We start from the raw sequence: 15,598 nt of genomic DNA, 5'->3' as shown, positions 1-15,598 counted from the left end.
CCGCGCCGGCGCTGGACCGACCGGTGGCGCCGGTCAGTCCAGCGCCGGGACCGGCGCGGCCGGCTCGTCGGCCTTCCCGCCCTCCCCCGGGCCGCCGCGCAGCGGGATCTCCTTGATGAAGGCGGCCAGCAGCGGGACCGCGACGGCGAACAGGATCGCCCACCAGAACACGCCGGAGATGGAGGCGGCCAGCGACTCCAGCAGGCCGGTGCGCACGGGCTGGGGCAGCCGCCCCAGCGCCTCCGGGGTGACCTGGCCGCCCGCGGTGGCGAGCTTCTCCCCGGCCGGGCCGAACCGGGCCGCCAGCTCGTCGCCGAGCCGGTTGTTGAACACCGCGCCGAACAGGGAGACGCCGAACGAGCCGCCGATGGAGCGGAAGAAGGTCGCGGTGCTGCTGGAGACGCCCAGGTCCTTGGCGTCCACGCTGTTCTGCGCGATCAGCATGGTGGTCTGCATCAGAAAGCCCATGCCGAGGCCGAGGACGGCGATGAACACGCCGGTCTGCCAGGAGGGGGTGTGCACGTCCATCAGGGACAGCAGCCCCATGCCGGCGACCATGCCGACGCCGCCGATGATCGGGTAGGCCTTGTACCTGCCGGTCTTGGTGATGGCCCGGCCGACGAAGAGGGAGACGACCATGGCCGCGCCCATCATGGGCAGCAGCAGCAGGCCGGAGTTGGTGGCCGAGGCGCCCTGGACGGTCTGCTGGAACAGCGGCAGGAAGTTGATCGCGCCGAACATGGCGAAGCCGAGCAGGAAGCCGATCAGCGAGATCAGCGTGAAGTTGCGGTTGCGGAACAGGCCGAGCGGCAGGATGGGCTCGGCGGCGCGGCGCTCGACGGCGACGAAGAGCGCGAGGGTCGCCGCGGCGAGTCCGGCCAGGCCGAGGATCTGCGGCGAGCCCCAGGCGTAGTCGTTCCCGCCCCAGGTGGTGATGAGGACCAGGGCGGTGATGCCGGTGGAGAGCAGGGCGGCGCCGAGCCAGTCGATGCGGTGCTCGGTGCGGCGGCGGGGCAGCTTCAGCTTGGCGGCGAGCAGCGCCAGGGCGACGAACCCGACGGGCAGGTTCACATAGAAGGCCCAGCGCCAGTCGAGGTGGTCGGTGATGAACCCGCCGACCAGCGGTCCGGCGATCATCGCCAGGGACATCACGCCGGCCATCATCCCCTGGTACTGGCCGCGCTCGCGGGGCGGGACCAGGTCGCCGATGATGGCCATCGCGTTGACCATCAGGCCGCCCGCGCCCAGGCCCTGGAGCGCGCGGAAGGCGATGAGCTGGGTCATGCCGCCCTCGGGGCCGCCCAGGAGGTCGGAGCCGGCCATGCCGCAGAGCACGGAGCCGATCATGAAGATGGCGATCGAGGCGAGGAAGATGGCCTTCCGGCCGTACAGGTCGCCGATCTTGCCCCAGATGGGGGTCGAGACGGTGGTGCCGAGCACGTAGGCCGTCACCACCCAGGAGAGGTGGTTCAGCCCGCCGAGCTCGCCGACGATGCGGGGCATCGCGGTGCCGACGATCATGTTGTCCAGCATCGCCAGGACCATGGCCAGCATCAGGCCCGGCAGCACCACCATGACCTCGCGCCGCCGTGCGGGTGCCGCTTCGGTCTGTGTCACTTGTTCGCCCCCCGTGAGAGAATCCGCCTTACCTGCCGACCGGCAAGTGTCCGATATGCTAGGAATGTAAGTGACTTACTTGCCGACCGTCAAGTTGATTCTCCGGCATTCGAACTCAGCGGCGAAGGACACCATGCGGGAACAGGCCGACACGCGCACACGCATCCAGGAGACCGCCCTGCGGCTCTTCGTCGAGCAGGGCTACGAGGCGACCTCGCTCCGGGAGATCGCCGAGATCCTCGGCGTGACCAAGGCCGCCCTCTACTACCACTTCAAGACCAAGGACGACATCGTCGCCAGCCTGGCCGGGGAGCGGCTGCGCATCGTCGAGGAGCTGATCGCCTGGGTCGAGTCGCGGCCACGCACCGAGGAGACCCGCCGCGAGCTGCTCCGCCGCTACGCCGACGACCTCTACCACGAGCGGCACCACCAGATCATGCGGTTCTTCGAGCGCAACCAGACCGCGCTGAAGAACCACCCGGTGATGGGCAAGACCCGCGAGCGCATGCTCCACCTGATCGGCTTCCTGGTCGAGCCCGGCGACTCTGCGGTCGTCCGGCTGCGGAGCTCCCTGGCGCTGTTCGCCCTGCACGCCTCCGGGTTCCTGCTCTCCGGCGACGAGCTGTCCGACGACGAGCGCAGGGCCGCCGCCCTGGAGGTCGCGCTCGACCTCATCCGGCGGTGACGACGGCGACGGTGACGACAGCGGTGACGGCGATGACGGTGACGGTGACGGTGACGGCAGGCGCGACCGCGGCGGCGGCCAGGACCGCGACGACACTCCCGGGGCGTCCGCGACCCGCCGGCCGCGGGGCGGTGCGCCGGTGAGCGTGCTGATCGACCCGCCGAACTGGCCGGGCCCCCGCGGGCTGCTCTGGTCCCATCTGGTCAGCGACTCCTCGACCGAGGAGCTGCACGCCTTCGCCGCCCGGCTGGGCGTGCCGCCCCGGGCCTTCGACCGGGACCACTACGACGTCCCGGAGACCGTCTACGATCGGGCCCGCGCGCTGGGCGCCGAGGCGGTCTCCTCCCGCGAGCTGGTCGCCCGGCTCACCGCCGCGGGGCTGCGCAGGCGCAAGACCCGCCGCCCGGCCGCGGAGTCCGTGGAGACCGCCGAGCCCGCCGCAGCCGTGGAGACCGCCGAGACCGTGCAGCCCGCATGGTTCCCCGCCCGCCGGGCATGACGTCCCGCTGCAAGGCACACATCCGGACGACACCTCAGAAAAAGGGGAGATCATGCTCAACGGCAAGACGATCGCGTTCCTGGTGGCCCCCGAGGGCATCGAGCAGGTGGAGCTCACCGAGCCGTGGCAGGCCGTACGGCAGGCGGGCGGCACCCCGAAGCTGATCTCCACCCAGGCGGGGGAGGTCCAGGCCTTCAACCACCTGGACCGGGCCGACCGCTTCCCGGTGGACGCCGTGGTGGACGAGGTCGCGGCGGACGACTTCGACGGGCTGGTCCTGCCCGGCGGCGTCGCCAACCCCGACCTCCTGCGGACCGTGCCCGGGGCCGTACGGTTCACCAAGGCGTTCTTCGACGCCGGCAAGCCCGTCGCCGCGATCTGCCACGCGCCCTGGACGCTCGTCGAGGCCGACGCGGTGGGCGGCCGGACGGTCACCTCCTGGCCGAGTCTCCAGACCGACCTGCGCAACGCCGGTGCGACGTGGGCGGACCGGGAGGTCGTGGTCTGCGACGCCGGGCCGAACACCCTGGTCACCAGCCGGAAGCCGGACGACCTCAAGGCCTTCTGTGAGGCCGCCCTGGACGCCTTCGCGCGCTGAGCCCCGCCGTCCGCGCCGCGGACTCCCCCCGTCTCCGGCGGGCGGGAGCCCGCGGCGTACTCCGTTTCCGGGTTTTCCGGCGGGCGGGGGCCCGGGATGTGATCGAACCCGTCCCCGCCGCGCGGTTAGGCCCGTCCTCGCGGGGCAGGGGTCGGCAAGGCCACCGGGAAGGGGGAGACCGTGGAAGCCACCATCGCGTTGCGCCTGCCGCGCGACGCCGCGAGCGTTCCGGTCATCAGGCAGATGCTGGACTCGTCGCTGGGCGCACTGGGCGTGCAGACGCACATCCGCGACGACATCCAGCTCATGCTCTCCGAGGCGTGCTCCAACGTGATCAAGCACGCCACCGAGAGCGACGACTACATGGTCCGCACCGAACTGTCCCGCGACCGGTGCGTGATCAAGGTCGTGGACGCCGGGGGCGGCTTCGAGTTCTCCGGGACGCGCCCGCAGGCCGCTCCGACCGCGGAGTCCGGGCGGGGGCTGCAGATCATGCGGGCCCTCGCCGACGACATCCGCTTCGTCAAGCGGCGGGAGAAGGGCTCGATCGTCTGCCTGGAGAAGGTGCTGCGCTTCGACGACGACGCCCCCGGGGCGTCACTGCTCCTCGACGATGAGCACCAGCTCCGATAGGGCCGCCCGGAGGTGGTCGGTGATCGTCCACACGTCGGGGACCATCTCCCGGCAGGCGATCACGCCGACGTCGAGTGAGCCGTCGTAGGAGAAGACGGTGATGTTGACGCCGCCGCTGATATCGGTGATCACCGACACGGGGTGGTAGGCCAGCAGCCGGGCGCCGCTGACGTACAGGGGGATCTGCGGGCCCGGGACGTTGGAGATCACCACGTTGATCGGTCCCGCGGTCCCGGCGAACAGGTCGAAGGCCGCCCGCGCGGCCAACCCGGTCAAGGCCGAGGGCATCATGTCGCTGACCTGCTGGAGCCAGTGGGCGGGGGCCAGCGACGAGCGGTTCTTGATCACCCTCATGGCGTCCCGCACGGCCAGCAGCCGCTCCACCGGGTCGGCGACCTGCGTGGCCAACTGCGTGATCATGATGGTGACCTGGTTGCCCGCGCTCTGGTTGCCCATCGTGCGCAGGGAGAACGGCACGCCGGCGATGAGCGGCCCGCCGGGCAGCGCGTCGTGCTTGATCAGCCACTGCCGCAGCGCCCCGGCGCAGACGGTCATCACCACGTCGTTCACCGTGACGCCGAAGGCGTTCTTGACCCGTTTGACGTCCGCCAGCGACAGGGCGGTGAAGGCGAACCTGCGGTGGCCGCTGATCCGCCCGCTGAACGGGGTGCGGGGCGGAGTCATCCGGGGCAGCGCGGGCGCGGGGTCCCGACCGGTCAGCCGGCCCGCCAGGTCGCGCGTGACCCGTGAGACCAGTCCCGCGCCGGGCAGCTGCGAGACGACGGGGATCTCGTCCAGGTGCGGGACCGCGTCGACGAGGAACCGGACGGTGTTCGCCGGGTTGGCGACGGCCTTGGCCACCCCCTTGGCGAGCATCTCCCCCGCGCTGATCCGCTCCTGGGTCCCGGCCGCGGGGACCGGGGAGGCGGTGGCGGGCTCGGGTGAGGTGTCCAGCAGCGAGGCGAGCACGTCGGCGCCGGTGATGCCGTCGACCGCGGCGTGGTGGACCTTGGTGTAGAGGGCCATCCGGTCGCCGACCAGGCCGTGGATGAGGTACATCTCCCAGAGCGGGCGGCGCCGGTCCAGGGGGCGGGCGTGCAGCCGGGCCACCTGCTCGCCCAGCTGCTCGTCGTCGCCCGGCGGGGGCAGGCCCAGCTCCCGCACGTGGTAGTCCAGGTCGATCCGGGGCTCCTCCACCCAGTACGGATGGTCCAGGCCGAACGGGACGAAGGCCAGCCTCTGGCGCAGCGGCGCCGCCAGGTGGAGCCGGCCGGCCAGCAGGGAGAGCAGGTCCCCCCGGGTCAGCACGCCGTCCAGGATGGCCAGCCCGGCGATGTTCGCGACGTTCGTCGCGGTCTCGAAGTTCAGGAACTGCGTGTCGACCGCGCTGAGTTGCCGCATCGCCTACCTCCGGAAGGTTCCGTTCCCATCCTGCTCCCTCCCCGTGGCGAGGGCCAGCACCACGAGCGCCACCAGGACGACGACGGACAGGACGAGCATCGCCAGCCCGGCGATGCCGAGCACGATCGCAATGGTCATGACCTCGCTGATCATCTGCCACACCGCAGAGCTGTGCCCGGATTCGTCTGCTGTCATACCGGTTTTTTACGAACGGGACAGACTTCTCACCGGTGCGGGTGATGGCCTGACGGCGTACGGCGGTCCGGCCGGTCGGCGTACGCCGGGAACTACAGCTCCGCGCGGATCCGGGTGAGGATCGCCGCGGTCTCCGACGCGGGCTCGGCCGCGATGCACAGGCGCTCCATCACCTCCAGGTAGCGCTCCACCTCGTCGCGCTTCTCCAGGTAGACCGCGCTGGTCAGCTGCTCCGTGTAGACGATGTCGGGGAGGTCGGGCTGGGCGAAGCGCAGGATGCTGAAGGGGCCGCCCGCCGCGGCGTGGCCGCCGATGCTGAACGGCGCGATCTGGACCGTCACGTTGGGCAGCTCGACCGCGTCGAGGAGGTGGTCGATCTGGCCGCGCATGACCTCGGGCCCGCCGAGCGGACGGCGCAGCACCGCCTCGTCCAGCACCGCCCACAGGTGGGGCGGCTCGGGGGCGCGCAGGAGCCGCTGGCGCGCCGTGCGCAGCCCCACCCGCCTGCGGATCTCCTCCTCGGAGGCGTCCGCGTGGCCCAGCCGGATCACCGCCCGCGCGTACTCCTCGCTCTGCAGCAGGCCCGGGACGAACTGGACCTCGTAGTTGCGGATGACGGAGGCGGACTCCTCCAGCCCGACGTAGGTCTCGAACCAGTTCGGCAGGACGTCGCCGTAGTTGTGCCACCAGCCGGGCTGGTTGGCCTGCCCGACGAGGCCCAGCAGCGCCCCGCGCTCGCCGTCGTCCAGCACGCCGTACAGCGTGAGCAGGTCGGCCACGTCCCGGATCCGGAAGCCGACCCGGCCGAGCTCCATCCGGCTGATCTTCGAGTGGGAGGCGCGGATCGTCCGGCCGGCCTGCTCCAGGGTGATGTGCCGCGCCTCGCGGAGCCGGCGCAGCTGGGCGCCGAGCACGATCCGCAGCACCGTCGAACTGCCCCGGGGCCCGGTCATGAGGACGGGATCGGCGGGCTCCGCATGAGCGGGGGATCTGGTCATCGGCGGTCCTTCGTGCACGGAATGCGAGTCTGCGCCCACCCCTCGTGGCCGTCGCGGCCTTCACGGTACTCCGGCGGGCCGCCCAGGACCATATGGAACTTTATTCTTCAACCGTCTCCGCCGATGAGGTCGTCGAACTCGCCGTCCTTCACCCCCCGGACGAAGGCGTCGACCTCCGCGCGGGTGTAGATCAGCGCGGGCCCCCCGGGGTCGCGCGAGTTCCGTACGGCCACCGCGCCGCCGGGCAGCCCGGCCACCTCCACGCAGTTTCCGCTGGGATTGCTGAAGCGGCTCTTGCGCCACTCCGCCTCGCCCAACAGGGTCGCGGCCATGCCGTTACACAGCTGATCCATCCTCGCCTCTCACCGAATCAGGCAGGGGAAACTGGAAGCAGCATAGACCTGTGTGCATATGCACGTGCATCTGTACTTGCGTTCGCACATCCCACCCAGGCAAGATGACTGGGCTAGACCCCTCGTTACGCGATCGCCGCCTCTCCCCCAAGGTCGCCGATGACTGGTTATCCACGACATGACGTCGCTTCCGCCCGGGCAGAGATCTACGGCTGGGAGCGCTGGCTGTCGATGCTCGACCACCTGCTCCCGCCCAGCGGCCTGCCGCCCTGGTCGGACGGGGACGGCCGGCTCGACCAGGTGCAGATGGCGGTCCGGAGCCTGCGCGACGAATCGTGCGCCACCCGGACGGCACGGGATTTCACCTCCTGCTCCCTGCGGGGCTGGGGACTCGACCACCTGGTCGACGACGTCACGCTCGCGGTCTCGGAGCTGGTGACCAACGCCCTGCGCCACGGGGCCGTGAACGCGTCCTACGCGGTCCCCCGCAAACCCACCAGGGTCGTGCTGTGCAGCACGGAGCGCTCGGTGCTGTGCGCGGTCACCGACCCCTGCGACCAGGGGCCCCGGTTGCGGGACTTCGACGACGAGGCGGAGTGCGGCCGGGGGCTGCAGATCGTCCGGGGGGTCAGCCACACCTGGGGGTGGTCCCCGCTGGAGACCGGGGGCAAGGCCGTGTGGGCGGCGTTCCTGCCCGTCGCGGCGCACCCCCGGCACCTGGAGCCCTGCCGCTGACCGGCGCGCCGGTGGTCAGCCGACCTTGACGGTGATCTCCCCGCCGAGGTGGAAACCGCCGCTCAGCTCCAGGTCGTCCCCGCTCCAGAACCGGCCCGGGTCGTACCAGTTCGGGCGGCGCCCGCCGGGCAGCAGGCCCATCGCCTCGTAGGTGACGGCCACGACCTCGGCGCAGTAGGCGCTCTCCAGGGCGCTCTGCTCACCGCCGCGCTTGAGGATCCTCGGCAGGCGTCCGCGGGCCCACCGCCCGGCCAGCCGGGCCGTGGAGGGGAACGGCGTGCCGTCCAGGCGGGCGATCGTGCGCAGGACGGCCTCCTCCATCGCGGCGGTCGTCTCCGGATGGAGCTGGCGCAGCCAGCCGCGCTGGCCGTACCGGGTGGCCCAGACCTGCACGGCCTCGCGCAGGTCGTGCAGCTGGACCCCGCGCTGGTGGGTGCCCGACCACAGGTCGGGCAGCGACCTGCCGAGCTCGGCGTGCCACATCAGCGGCGGCATGTCGTCGATGACGACGGACATCCCGACGTGGTTGACCGGGCTGTTGGTCACGGTCTGGATGGCCCGGTCCGGCACCGAGCGCCCGCGGAACAGCCACACGTCGCCGGTTCGCGTCAGATCCAGTGCCTCGTCGAGGCTGATGCTCGTAGCGGACATTCCCCTACTCTAAGTACATGCGCTGGTGGAAGATACTCGGCCTTGCGGGGATCGCGGGCGTCGCGGCGACCGGAGCGGTGGTCGCCCGCGCGGAACGGCGCCGCCGCGCCTACACCCCCGATGAGATCCGCACGCGGCTCCGCGCCCGCCTGGAGGAGGCCTCGGCGGAACGGCCCGCCGGGCGGGAGGCCGACGCGGAGGGGGAACGCCTCTCCGGCCGGGTCCGCTCCGGCCGGGCGGCCTCCGGCGGATCCGGCGCCGGTCACCCGGGCGCGACGGGCGGCCCGGACGGCCCGGGCACGGGCGGCCCGGACGACCCGGACGGCCCGGGCACGACGGGCGGCCCGGATGACCCGGGCACGACGGGCGGCGCGTCGCCCGCGTAGATCCGCCAGGCCGCGGGCAGGACCGTCCAGCGGCGGCCGGTGACGGGGCCGGTCAGCTCGCCGTCGGCGTTCACCGGGACGGCGTCGCCCGACACGGTCACCTCCCCGCCCCGGTCGGCGACCACGTCGCGCAGGCCCAGGTGCGTCCCCCGGCGCAGCCGCAGGGCGTAGGCCAGCCGGGCCAGCGGGCCGGTCGTCGCGGCGACCACCACGTCCACCTTCCCGTCGTCGGGCCGGGCGCGAGGGGTGAGGGGCGTGCCGCCGCCGATCGTGACGCCGTTGCCGACGGCGACCATCAGGACCCGGCGCCCGTGCGCGAGCGGCCGCCCGTCCACCGTCACCCGCAGCCGCCATCCCCGGCCCCGCACCCCCGCCAGCAGCCCGCCGAGCGGATAGGCCAGCCTCCCGAGCACCGGCTTGAGCGGCGCCGCCCGTTCCGAGGCCTCCGCGCCCGCGCCGAGGTGGACGGCGTTGACGACGATCCCCCCGTCGTCGTCCACCAGCAGGTCCATCGGGCGGCGGCGCCCGGCGAGCACCACGCGGGCCGCGGCCCCGGGGGCGGACGGGAGCCCGAGCGCGCGGGCGAAGTCGTTGCCGGTGCCCAGTGGGACCAGGCCCACGGTGCGGACGCCGAGCTCGCCCCGGCGGTGCAGGGCGGCGACCGCCGCGTGCAGCGAGCCGTCCCCGCCGAGCACGACCGTGTCCCGGCCGGGGTGGGCGTCGAGTGCCTCGTCCAGCCCGTCGCCGGCCTCCGTCTCCACCACGTCGGCCCCCTCGCGCAGCGTGCCGAGGGCCGCCTCCAGCGCGTCCTCGCCCGCACCGCCCGCCCTCCTGTTGCAGATCGCCAGCAGCTCGGCCATTCCCGTCCCTCCGCCTCGGCCCGGCGGCGGCTCCTCCGGCCGACCGGCGCCCGGGCCGGACCCTGCCCCGCAGAGCCGCGGTCACGCCCTCCCCCGGTCCTCATCGTCCTCCCGGTCCTCGCCGTCCTCCCGGCCCCGGACCTTTCGGACCCACGGCCCCGGACCCCGCGGTCTCCTCCCGGTCCTCGCTGTCTCCTCCCGGTCCTCGCAGTCTCCTCCCGGTCCTCCGGGTACGGTTCCCGCCCACCGGAACCCGCCCCGGCGGGCGGGAGCCGTACCGCCGGATCCCGCCCCGCGGCAGGGAAGATCCGCGCGGCGGTGACGGCGCGTCCGACGAAACCCCCACATGACGGGTATGTAGCGTTGTCGGTGACGATATTGAGGAGACTTCGATGACGCATGACCACGCCGGGCGGCCCGCCCGGCCGTCCGACCTGGTGGACGTGGCCCGGCTGGTGACCTCCTACTACGCGCTGCACCCCGATCCGGCGGAGCCGGGCCAGCGGGTGGCGTTCGGCACGTCGGGGCACCGCGGCTCGGCGCTGAACGCCGCGTTCAACGAGGACCACATCCTGGCCACCAGCCAGGCCATCGTGGAGTACCGGGCGGCGCGGGGCGTGGACGGCCCGCTCTTCCTCGGAGCCGACACGCACGCCCTGTCCGAGCCCGCCCGGGTCTCGGCCCTGGAGGTGTTCGCGGCCAACGGGGTGACCGTCATGGTCGACGACCGCGACGGCTACACCCCGACGCCCGCGGTCTCGCACGCGATCCTCTCCCACAACCGCGGGCGGACGGCCGGGACGGCCGACGGCGTGGTCGTGACCCCCTCGCACAACCCCCCGGGCGACGGCGGGTTCAAGTACAACCCGCCGCACGGCGGACCGGCCGACACCGACGCCACCTCCTGGATCCAGGACCGGGCGAACGCGCTGATCACCGACGGGCTGAAGGAGGTCCGGCGGATCCCGCTCGCCCGGGCGCTGGCCGCCGACACCACCGTCCGGTACGACTTCCTCGGCTCCTACGTGGACGACCTGCCCGCGGTGGTGGACCTGGAGGCGGTCCGCGCGGCGGGGGTGCGCGTCGGCGCCGACCCGCTGGGCGGGGCGAGCGTGGCCTACTGGGGCGAGATCGCCGAGCGGCACCGGCTGGACCTGACCGTGGTCAACCCGCTGACCGACCCCACGTGGCGCTTCATGACGCTCGACTGGGACGGGAGGATCCGGATGGACTGCTCCTCCCCGTACGCCATGGCCTCGCTGATCGCCGGCCGCGACGCCTTCGACGTCTCCACCGGCAACGACGCCGACGCCGACCGGCACGGGATCGTCACCCCCGACGGCGGCCTGATGAACCCCAACCACTACCTGGCCGCGGCCATCTCCTACCTGTACTCCCACCGGCCGGACTGGCCCGCGGGCGCCGGGGTCGGCAAGACCCTGGTGAGCAGCGGCATGATCGACCGCGTCGCCGCCGACCTGGGCAGGCCGCTGGTGGAGGTGCCCGTCGGGTTCAAGTGGTTCGTGCCGGGCCTGCTCGACGGCTCGCTCGGCTTCGGCGGGGAGGAGAGCGCGGGGGCGTCCTTCCTGCGCCGCGACGGCTCGGTCTGGACCACCGACAAGGACGGCCTGATCCTGGCGCTGCTGGCCGCGGAGATCATCGCGACCACCGGCCGCACCCCCAGCGAGCACTACGCCGGCCTGGTGGCGCGGTTCGGCGACCCGGCCTACGCCCGCGTCGACGCCCCGGCGACCCGCGAGGAGAAGGCGGTGCTGTCCCGGCTCTCCGCCGAGCAGGTCACCGCCGACACCCTGGCGGGCGAACCGATCACCCAGGTGCTCACCTCCGCCCCCGGCAACGGCGCCGCCCTCGGCGGCCTCAAGGTCTGCACCGCCAACGCCTGGTTCGCCGCCCGGCCCTCCGGCACGGAGGACGTCTACAAGATCTACGCCGAGTCCTTCAAGGGGCCGGACCACCTGGCCGAGGTCCAGCAGGCGGCCAGGGCCCTGGTCTCGGCCTCCCTGGGTTAGGTGTTCTGTCCAGAAGGCAGCCGAAAGCCGGCCTCCGCCGGGAACGTGACGCGGTCGGACGGTCCGACCGACCGCGTCAGGGAGGCCACCGGCGACTTCCTCGCCGACCGGCCCGGATTCAGCCGGCCCGGATTCAGGAACCGGCGAGCTTGTCGTAGATCTTGATCGTCCACGGCTCACCCCGCTGGCGCCCGACTACGGCCGCGAGCCGTTCCGGCCTGGCGTGGACCACGTCCTGGATGAACCTGCCGTCGCAGGTGCCCTGCTTGCGGTCGGCCTTCTTGCAGGCGGCGTACGGATCGTCCGTCGGGACATCGGGATTGGGAGTGCCGTCGTCCTTCCACGGCCCATCGGCGATCGGCGCGTCGGCCGGGAACACCCAGATCTTCAGGGACTGCGGCTTGTCGAGCCACCCCGGTGGGACTGATAACTGGTCATGCTGGGAGTCGGGACCGTCTTTCGATCCGCCGCAGCGGCCGAAGTCGGCACCGCTCGTACCCACGTGCTGCACCACCACCCACGCCTTCGGGTCGGCGCACCGGATGGAGTGGCCGGTGTTGACGCTGGTCGGCCGGTAGACCACCGTCACCGGTGCGCCCATGGTCCGATGAGTCTCGGAGTGGATCACCGACAGCGCCTCCCCGCGCATGCCCCTCACCGTCCCGGGCGGTTCGGCGCTGATCGTCGCCCACGTCGAGGGCCCCGAGGCCGGATCGGCCGCGTTCCCGCTCAGGCCGGGCAGGAGGGCCCCGCCTACGCCGACGGCCGCCACGACGGCTCCCGCCGCCACGCCGATCGCCGTCCTGCGGCGCAGCCGCGCTCTGCGCCCCCTCCGCACGATCGTCTCCAGGTGCGGAGGCCGCGCAGGACCGTCCTCACTGTAGTCGGCGAACACCGTCCGCAGATCGTTCTCGGTGTACCGGGTCATCTGACCGCTTCCTCCATCCCCAGGTCGTGCAGCGCCGAGTCCACCCGCAGCCGTGCCAGCGCCCGGCTGAGCTGCTTCTTCACCGTTCCGAGCAAGCATCCGAGGACGTCGGCCACCTGCTGGTGCGTCAGGTCAGCGAAATAGTGCAGGACGAGCACCGCACGCTGCTGCCCGGGCAGGGCCCCGGTCGCCGCCCACAGGGCCTCACGGTCGGTCACCGCCCTGGCGATGTCCCGCTCCGCGAGGCTTTCCGGCACCGCCGCCGTGGGCACCTCTCCCCGCCAGCGCCGTCGCCACCAGGAGGCGTGCGTGTTGACGATGATCCGGTACACGTACCGATCGGGGTCGCCTTCGATCCTGCGCCACACGATCCACGCCTTGACCAGCGCGGTCTGCACCAGGTCCTCGGCCGCCGCCCAGTCCCGGGTGAGCAGGTACGCCGTGCGACACAATCGCTCATGGCCGTACCTGGCGTATTCGGTGAACCCATCCACCATCCCGTCCTTTCGCATGAACCGCTTTCATCGGGACTACGCCCTGGACAGGTGAGTTGGGTGACAGACCGCGGCCTGTTTCAGAAGTCGGCTGAGGATCGGTTCCGCCCGTGGTTCCGTACGCGGTTCACGACACCGTTTGCAGGCCAGGGCCGACACCGGTGCTGATACGCCCCGGGTCGTGCCGCCGGGTCTCGGCACCGCCCCGACGGTTGCAGCCGGTCGTCCGTCAGGCCGGTCGGTACTCCCATCCTCCGCGCCGGCCGATCCCGGCCCGACCTGACGGGGGCGGTGCTGGTCGCGGGATGGCTCGTCTGCCTGCTGCCGGCCGTCAGCAAGGGCACCGTCTGGGGCTGGACCCCACCGACGACGCTGGGCCTGTTCATCGCGGCGGCGGTGGCAGCGGTGTGGGTGGCGACCGCCCGCCGCACCGCGTCACCGCTGATCGAGATCCCCATGCTGCTGCACCGCGGGACGGTGGGAGCGACCGTGGCCTCGTTCCTGCTGAGGTTCGCCCTGTTCGCCGCCATCACGACGGTGTCGGCGCCGGCGGGGTGAACGCGCTGGTCAGGATCGTGGCCGGAGCGATGGGGATGGCGGTGCTGTCCGGCGGGGGCGCCGGATGGGCCTTCGGCACCGCGGCCGGGGCGGCCCTGCTGGCGGCTCTCTTCACCGCCGCGTACGGAAACCTCTCCCGGAAGACACCGGCATGACCGACGAACGGCGCCTCGTCGCCTGGGGTGACGAGCTCATCAAACTGCACGACGGCTTCCGCAGGGACCTGGCGGCCCTGCGGTCGTCCCGGACGGGCGCGGCGGACCTGCGCACACACTGCCTGGCGTTCTGCGAGGCCCTCCACGCCCACCACGAGGGCGCGGACAACGCGCTCTCCCCCACCTGGAGCGCGAGCACCCGGAACTGGCCGAGGCCCTGACCCGGTGTCATCGGCGATCAGGACGGCCTCGGCGTCACCGAGGTGGTCGGTGACGTACTGGCGCAGGTCGTCGCGGACCGCGTCGGCGTCCCAGGTCGCGGTCCGCACCAGGCGCTGCATCCCGTCCGGGCTGATCTGCCCGGCGGACTCCGCCAGGGTCCAGCCGTTCTTGCGCTCCCGCCCTGCCAGCAGGCCCCGTACGTAGGCCGGCACCCGCTCACGCGGTTCGGCGCGGGCGAACCGCCGGGCGATCCGCTGATGCAGTTCCTCCAACCCAGCCGCCCACACCTCAGGATCTACCGCGGTCACGAAACATGGATGATCACAAGGAGGACAGGACTGCGCAAGTGCCGTCGCAGTGCTAAGGCCTGTCCGGTAAATCACGAGAGCCAGTCCGAGGTCGCGACCAGCAGGATCTGGCAGCGGTGGACGACCGCGCGCGGCGTACCGGGCGACCGGCGCGCGGTACCGCTTCAGGCACGCGATCGCGTGCTCGACCGCGTTGCGCCGCTTACAGATCTCCGGATCGAAGGCGTACGGCCGGCCGCCCCGCGAATCTCGCCGGTCGCGGCCTTGGACCGGCTCTCCCGACACGGGATGGTCTTCAGCCGCTCGGCGGGATGCGGTAGACGGACACGTGGGAGCGCGACTCGGCGGTGAAGGCGGCTCCGGCCCAATCGGCGTGCCTGCTCTCCAGCTCGAATCCGGCCAGTCGGGCCATGAGGTCGAGCTCGGCCGGCCAGATGTAGCGGTGCGGGCTGCGGGACAGCCGGGCCTGCCTGCTCTCGTCGAACCTGAAGTGGTGCGATATGACGTGCTGGCGCAGGACGTCGTAGGTGTCCAGGCCGATGTAGCCGGGCTCGCAATGCCAGACCGTGGCCTGCTGGCCGGGGGGGAGCCTGCGTAGCTCGGGCACCCAGAGCTCGATCACGAACCGGCCACCGGATGTGAGGTGACGGGCGGCATTGCGGAAGCATTCGATCTGCTCGGCCTGAGTGAGCAGGTTGGAGATCGTGTTGTAGACGAGGTAGACGAGCGCGTACTCTCCCGGGGCGGTGGCCGCGGCCATGTCGCCGATGACCACGGGGATCGTCGTTTCGTCCACTTTCGTGCGTAGTCGATCGACCATCGGCTGCGACAGCTCGATGCCCGCGACGGGTACCCCTCTCTCGCGGAGCGGCACGGCGACGCGACCGGTTCCGATGGCGAACTCGAGCGCCCGTCCGTCGCCCGCGAGTCCGGCGAGGCGGTCCACGACCGGTCCGAGGACCTCGGGCGCGAACATGCCGGTGCCCGGCGTGTCGTAACGCTGGGCGGTTTCGGCGTCCCAGATCTCATCCTGTCGCATTCTGGCAACGGTGGCAGCGGACGTACGCGTTGTCCAACGATTTCGGTCTTGCGGTCGCGGCCGACGTCCACCTTGGTCCGGCACCGGACCGAGCACGCCGATGAGGGCGGCTCGCGCCCGCCGACTCCTGGGAAATCTTGGTCAGCGAGCACTGGGATCACTCATGATGGGCCGATGACCAGGGCGGACTCCTTGATGAAGATCCACGGGACAGGCCGTGGCCGAGCAGCCCCCGAAGCCGGAAGCGGGTCCG

19 protein-coding genes and 1 pseudogene are annotated in these 15,598 nt (G+C 72.2%); 9 read left to right on the top strand and 11 right to left on the bottom strand.

Annotated elements, in window-relative coordinates; translation table 11 throughout:
• Nucleotides 1-33 precede the first annotated feature (33 nt).
• A complete protein-coding gene (locus HS045_RS32395; protein ID WP_196455436.1) occupies nucleotides 34-1,617 on the bottom strand; it encodes an MDR family MFS transporter in 1,584 nt (527 codons plus the stop codon).
• Between the two features lie 133 nt (nucleotides 1,618-1,750).
• Here HS045_RS32395 and HS045_RS35685 point away from each other — a divergent pair, with 133 nt between their 5' ends.
• The 4 genes from HS045_RS35685 to HS045_RS32375 all read left to right on the top strand — a co-directional run bounded on the left by HS045_RS35685 (nucleotide 1,751) and on the right by HS045_RS32375 (nucleotide 4,032).
• The gene (locus tag HS045_RS35685; RefSeq protein WP_196455435.1) at nucleotides 1,751-2,302 is read left to right on the top strand and encodes a TetR/AcrR family transcriptional regulator; all 552 of its coding nucleotides are present in this window, start codon (nucleotides 1,751-1,753) and stop codon (nucleotides 2,300-2,302) included.
• Nucleotides 2,303-2,441: 139 nt separating this feature from the next.
• Nucleotides 2,442-2,801, top strand: coding sequence for a DUF4031 domain-containing protein (locus tag HS045_RS32385; protein ID WP_196455434.1), 360 nt, complete (start codon nucleotides 2,442-2,444; stop codon nucleotides 2,799-2,801).
• Nucleotides 2,802-2,853: 52 nt separating this feature from the next.
• Complete coding sequence (locus HS045_RS32380; RefSeq protein ID WP_196455433.1) at nucleotides 2,854-3,399, top strand: type 1 glutamine amidotransferase domain-containing protein; 546 nt, start codon at nucleotides 2,854-2,856, stop codon at nucleotides 3,397-3,399.
• A 180-nt stretch (nucleotides 3,400-3,579) separates the two neighbouring features.
• Nucleotides 3,580-4,032, top strand: coding sequence for an ATP-binding protein (locus tag HS045_RS32375; RefSeq protein WP_196455432.1), 453 nt, complete (start codon nucleotides 3,580-3,582; stop codon nucleotides 4,030-4,032).
• Here the strand turns inward: HS045_RS32375 and HS045_RS32370 are convergent.
• From HS045_RS32370 to HS045_RS32355, 4 genes are all read right to left on the bottom strand, one after another.
• On the bottom strand, nucleotides 3,997-5,433 hold the full coding sequence (locus HS045_RS32370) for a wax ester/triacylglycerol synthase family O-acyltransferase (protein WP_196455431.1): 1,437 nt from the start codon (nucleotides 5,431-5,433) through the stop codon (nucleotides 3,997-3,999). The two genes, HS045_RS32375 and HS045_RS32370, sit on opposite strands and share 36 nt — an antisense overlap.
• Before the next feature lie 3 nt (nucleotides 5,434-5,436).
• Nucleotides 5,437-5,628: a hypothetical protein gene (locus HS045_RS32365; protein ID WP_196455430.1), complete on the bottom strand. Its 192-nt coding sequence runs from the start codon at nucleotides 5,626-5,628 to the stop codon at nucleotides 5,437-5,439.
• A 92-nt stretch (nucleotides 5,629-5,720) separates the two neighbouring features.
• On the bottom strand, nucleotides 5,721-6,626 hold the full coding sequence (locus HS045_RS32360) for a helix-turn-helix transcriptional regulator (RefSeq protein WP_196455429.1): 906 nt from the start codon (nucleotides 6,624-6,626) through the stop codon (nucleotides 5,721-5,723).
• 107 nt (nucleotides 6,627-6,733) lie between these two features.
• On the bottom strand, nucleotides 6,734-6,979 hold the full coding sequence (locus HS045_RS32355; RefSeq protein WP_196455428.1) for a DUF397 domain-containing protein: 246 nt from the start codon (nucleotides 6,977-6,979) through the stop codon (nucleotides 6,734-6,736).
• A gap of 159 nt (nucleotides 6,980-7,138) precedes the next feature.
• Here HS045_RS32355 and HS045_RS32350 point away from each other — a divergent pair, with 159 nt between their 5' ends.
• Nucleotides 7,139-7,714 carry an ATP-binding protein gene (locus HS045_RS32350; RefSeq protein ID WP_196455427.1) on the top strand — a complete coding sequence of 192 codons (576 nt, stop codon included), beginning with the start codon at nucleotides 7,139-7,141 and terminating at the stop codon, nucleotides 7,712-7,714.
• 15 nt (nucleotides 7,715-7,729) lie between these two features.
• Here HS045_RS32350 and HS045_RS32345 read toward each other — a convergent pair whose 3' ends face one another.
• A complete protein-coding gene (locus HS045_RS32345; protein ID WP_196455426.1) occupies nucleotides 7,730-8,365 on the bottom strand; it encodes a hypothetical protein in 636 nt (211 codons plus the stop codon).
• A 262-nt stretch (nucleotides 8,366-8,627) separates the two neighbouring features.
• A complete protein-coding gene (locus HS045_RS32340; protein WP_196455425.1) occupies nucleotides 8,628-9,611 on the bottom strand; it encodes a diacylglycerol kinase family protein in 984 nt (327 codons plus the stop codon).
• Nucleotides 9,612-10,003: 392 nt separating this feature from the next.
• Here HS045_RS32340 and pgm point away from each other — a divergent pair, with 392 nt between their 5' ends.
• Entirely contained in the window at nucleotides 10,004-11,641 is a 1,638-nt protein-coding gene (pgm, locus tag HS045_RS32335) for a phosphoglucomutase (alpha-D-glucose-1,6-bisphosphate-dependent) (protein WP_196455424.1), read from the top strand.
• Between the two features lie 133 nt (nucleotides 11,642-11,774).
• Here the strand turns inward: pgm and HS045_RS32330 are convergent, their stop codons facing one another.
• Together HS045_RS32330 and HS045_RS32325 are read right to left on the bottom strand one after the other, a co-directional pair.
• Nucleotides 11,775-12,569 (bottom strand): hypothetical protein, encoded by a 795-nt coding sequence (locus tag HS045_RS32330; RefSeq protein ID WP_196455423.1) that lies wholly within the window; start codon nucleotides 12,567-12,569, stop codon nucleotides 11,775-11,777.
• On the bottom strand, nucleotides 12,566-13,081 hold the full coding sequence (locus tag HS045_RS32325) for a SigE family RNA polymerase sigma factor (RefSeq protein ID WP_230885207.1): 516 nt from the start codon (nucleotides 13,079-13,081) through the stop codon (nucleotides 12,566-12,568). The genes HS045_RS32330 and HS045_RS32325 overlap by 4 nt, the downstream gene beginning before the upstream one ends.
• Nucleotides 13,082-13,354: 273 nt before the next feature.
• On the opposite strand from HS045_RS32325, the gene HS045_RS35195 reads away from it, so the two are divergent.
• The 3 genes from HS045_RS35195 to HS045_RS32315 are packed head-to-tail and all read left to right on the top strand — an operon-like array spanning nucleotide 13,355 to nucleotide 13,997.
• Nucleotides 13,355-13,621 carry a hypothetical protein gene (locus tag HS045_RS35195; RefSeq protein WP_230885206.1) on the top strand — a complete coding sequence of 89 codons (267 nt, stop codon included), beginning with the start codon at nucleotides 13,355-13,357 and terminating at the stop codon, nucleotides 13,619-13,621.
• On the top strand, nucleotides 13,618-13,776 hold the full coding sequence (locus HS045_RS35190; RefSeq protein WP_230885238.1) for a hypothetical protein: 159 nt from the start codon (nucleotides 13,618-13,620) through the stop codon (nucleotides 13,774-13,776). The genes HS045_RS35195 and HS045_RS35190 overlap by 4 nt, the downstream gene beginning before the upstream one ends.
• Entirely contained in the window at nucleotides 13,773-13,997 is a 225-nt protein-coding gene (locus HS045_RS32315; protein WP_196455485.1) for a hypothetical protein, read from the top strand. The genes HS045_RS35190 and HS045_RS32315 overlap by 4 nt, the downstream gene beginning before the upstream one ends.
• On the opposite strand, the pseudogene HS045_RS35185 reads toward HS045_RS32315, so the two are convergent.
• Nucleotides 13,998-14,306 (bottom strand): annotated as a pseudogene (locus HS045_RS35185) (transposase); the annotation flags it as partial. It lies immediately after the preceding gene.
• Between the two features lie 295 nt (nucleotides 14,307-14,601).
• The gene (locus HS045_RS32305) at nucleotides 14,602-15,345 is read right to left on the bottom strand and encodes a class I SAM-dependent methyltransferase (protein WP_196455421.1); all 744 of its coding nucleotides are present in this window, start codon (nucleotides 15,343-15,345) and stop codon (nucleotides 14,602-14,604) included.
• Nucleotides 15,346-15,598: the final 253 nt, after the last annotated feature.

This window comes from Planomonospora sp. ID82291, assembly GCF_015711645.1.
Lineage (GTDB): Bacteria > Actinomycetota > Actinomycetes > Streptosporangiales > Streptosporangiaceae > Planomonospora.
This window is presented reverse-complemented; position numbering and strand designations above follow the sequence as displayed.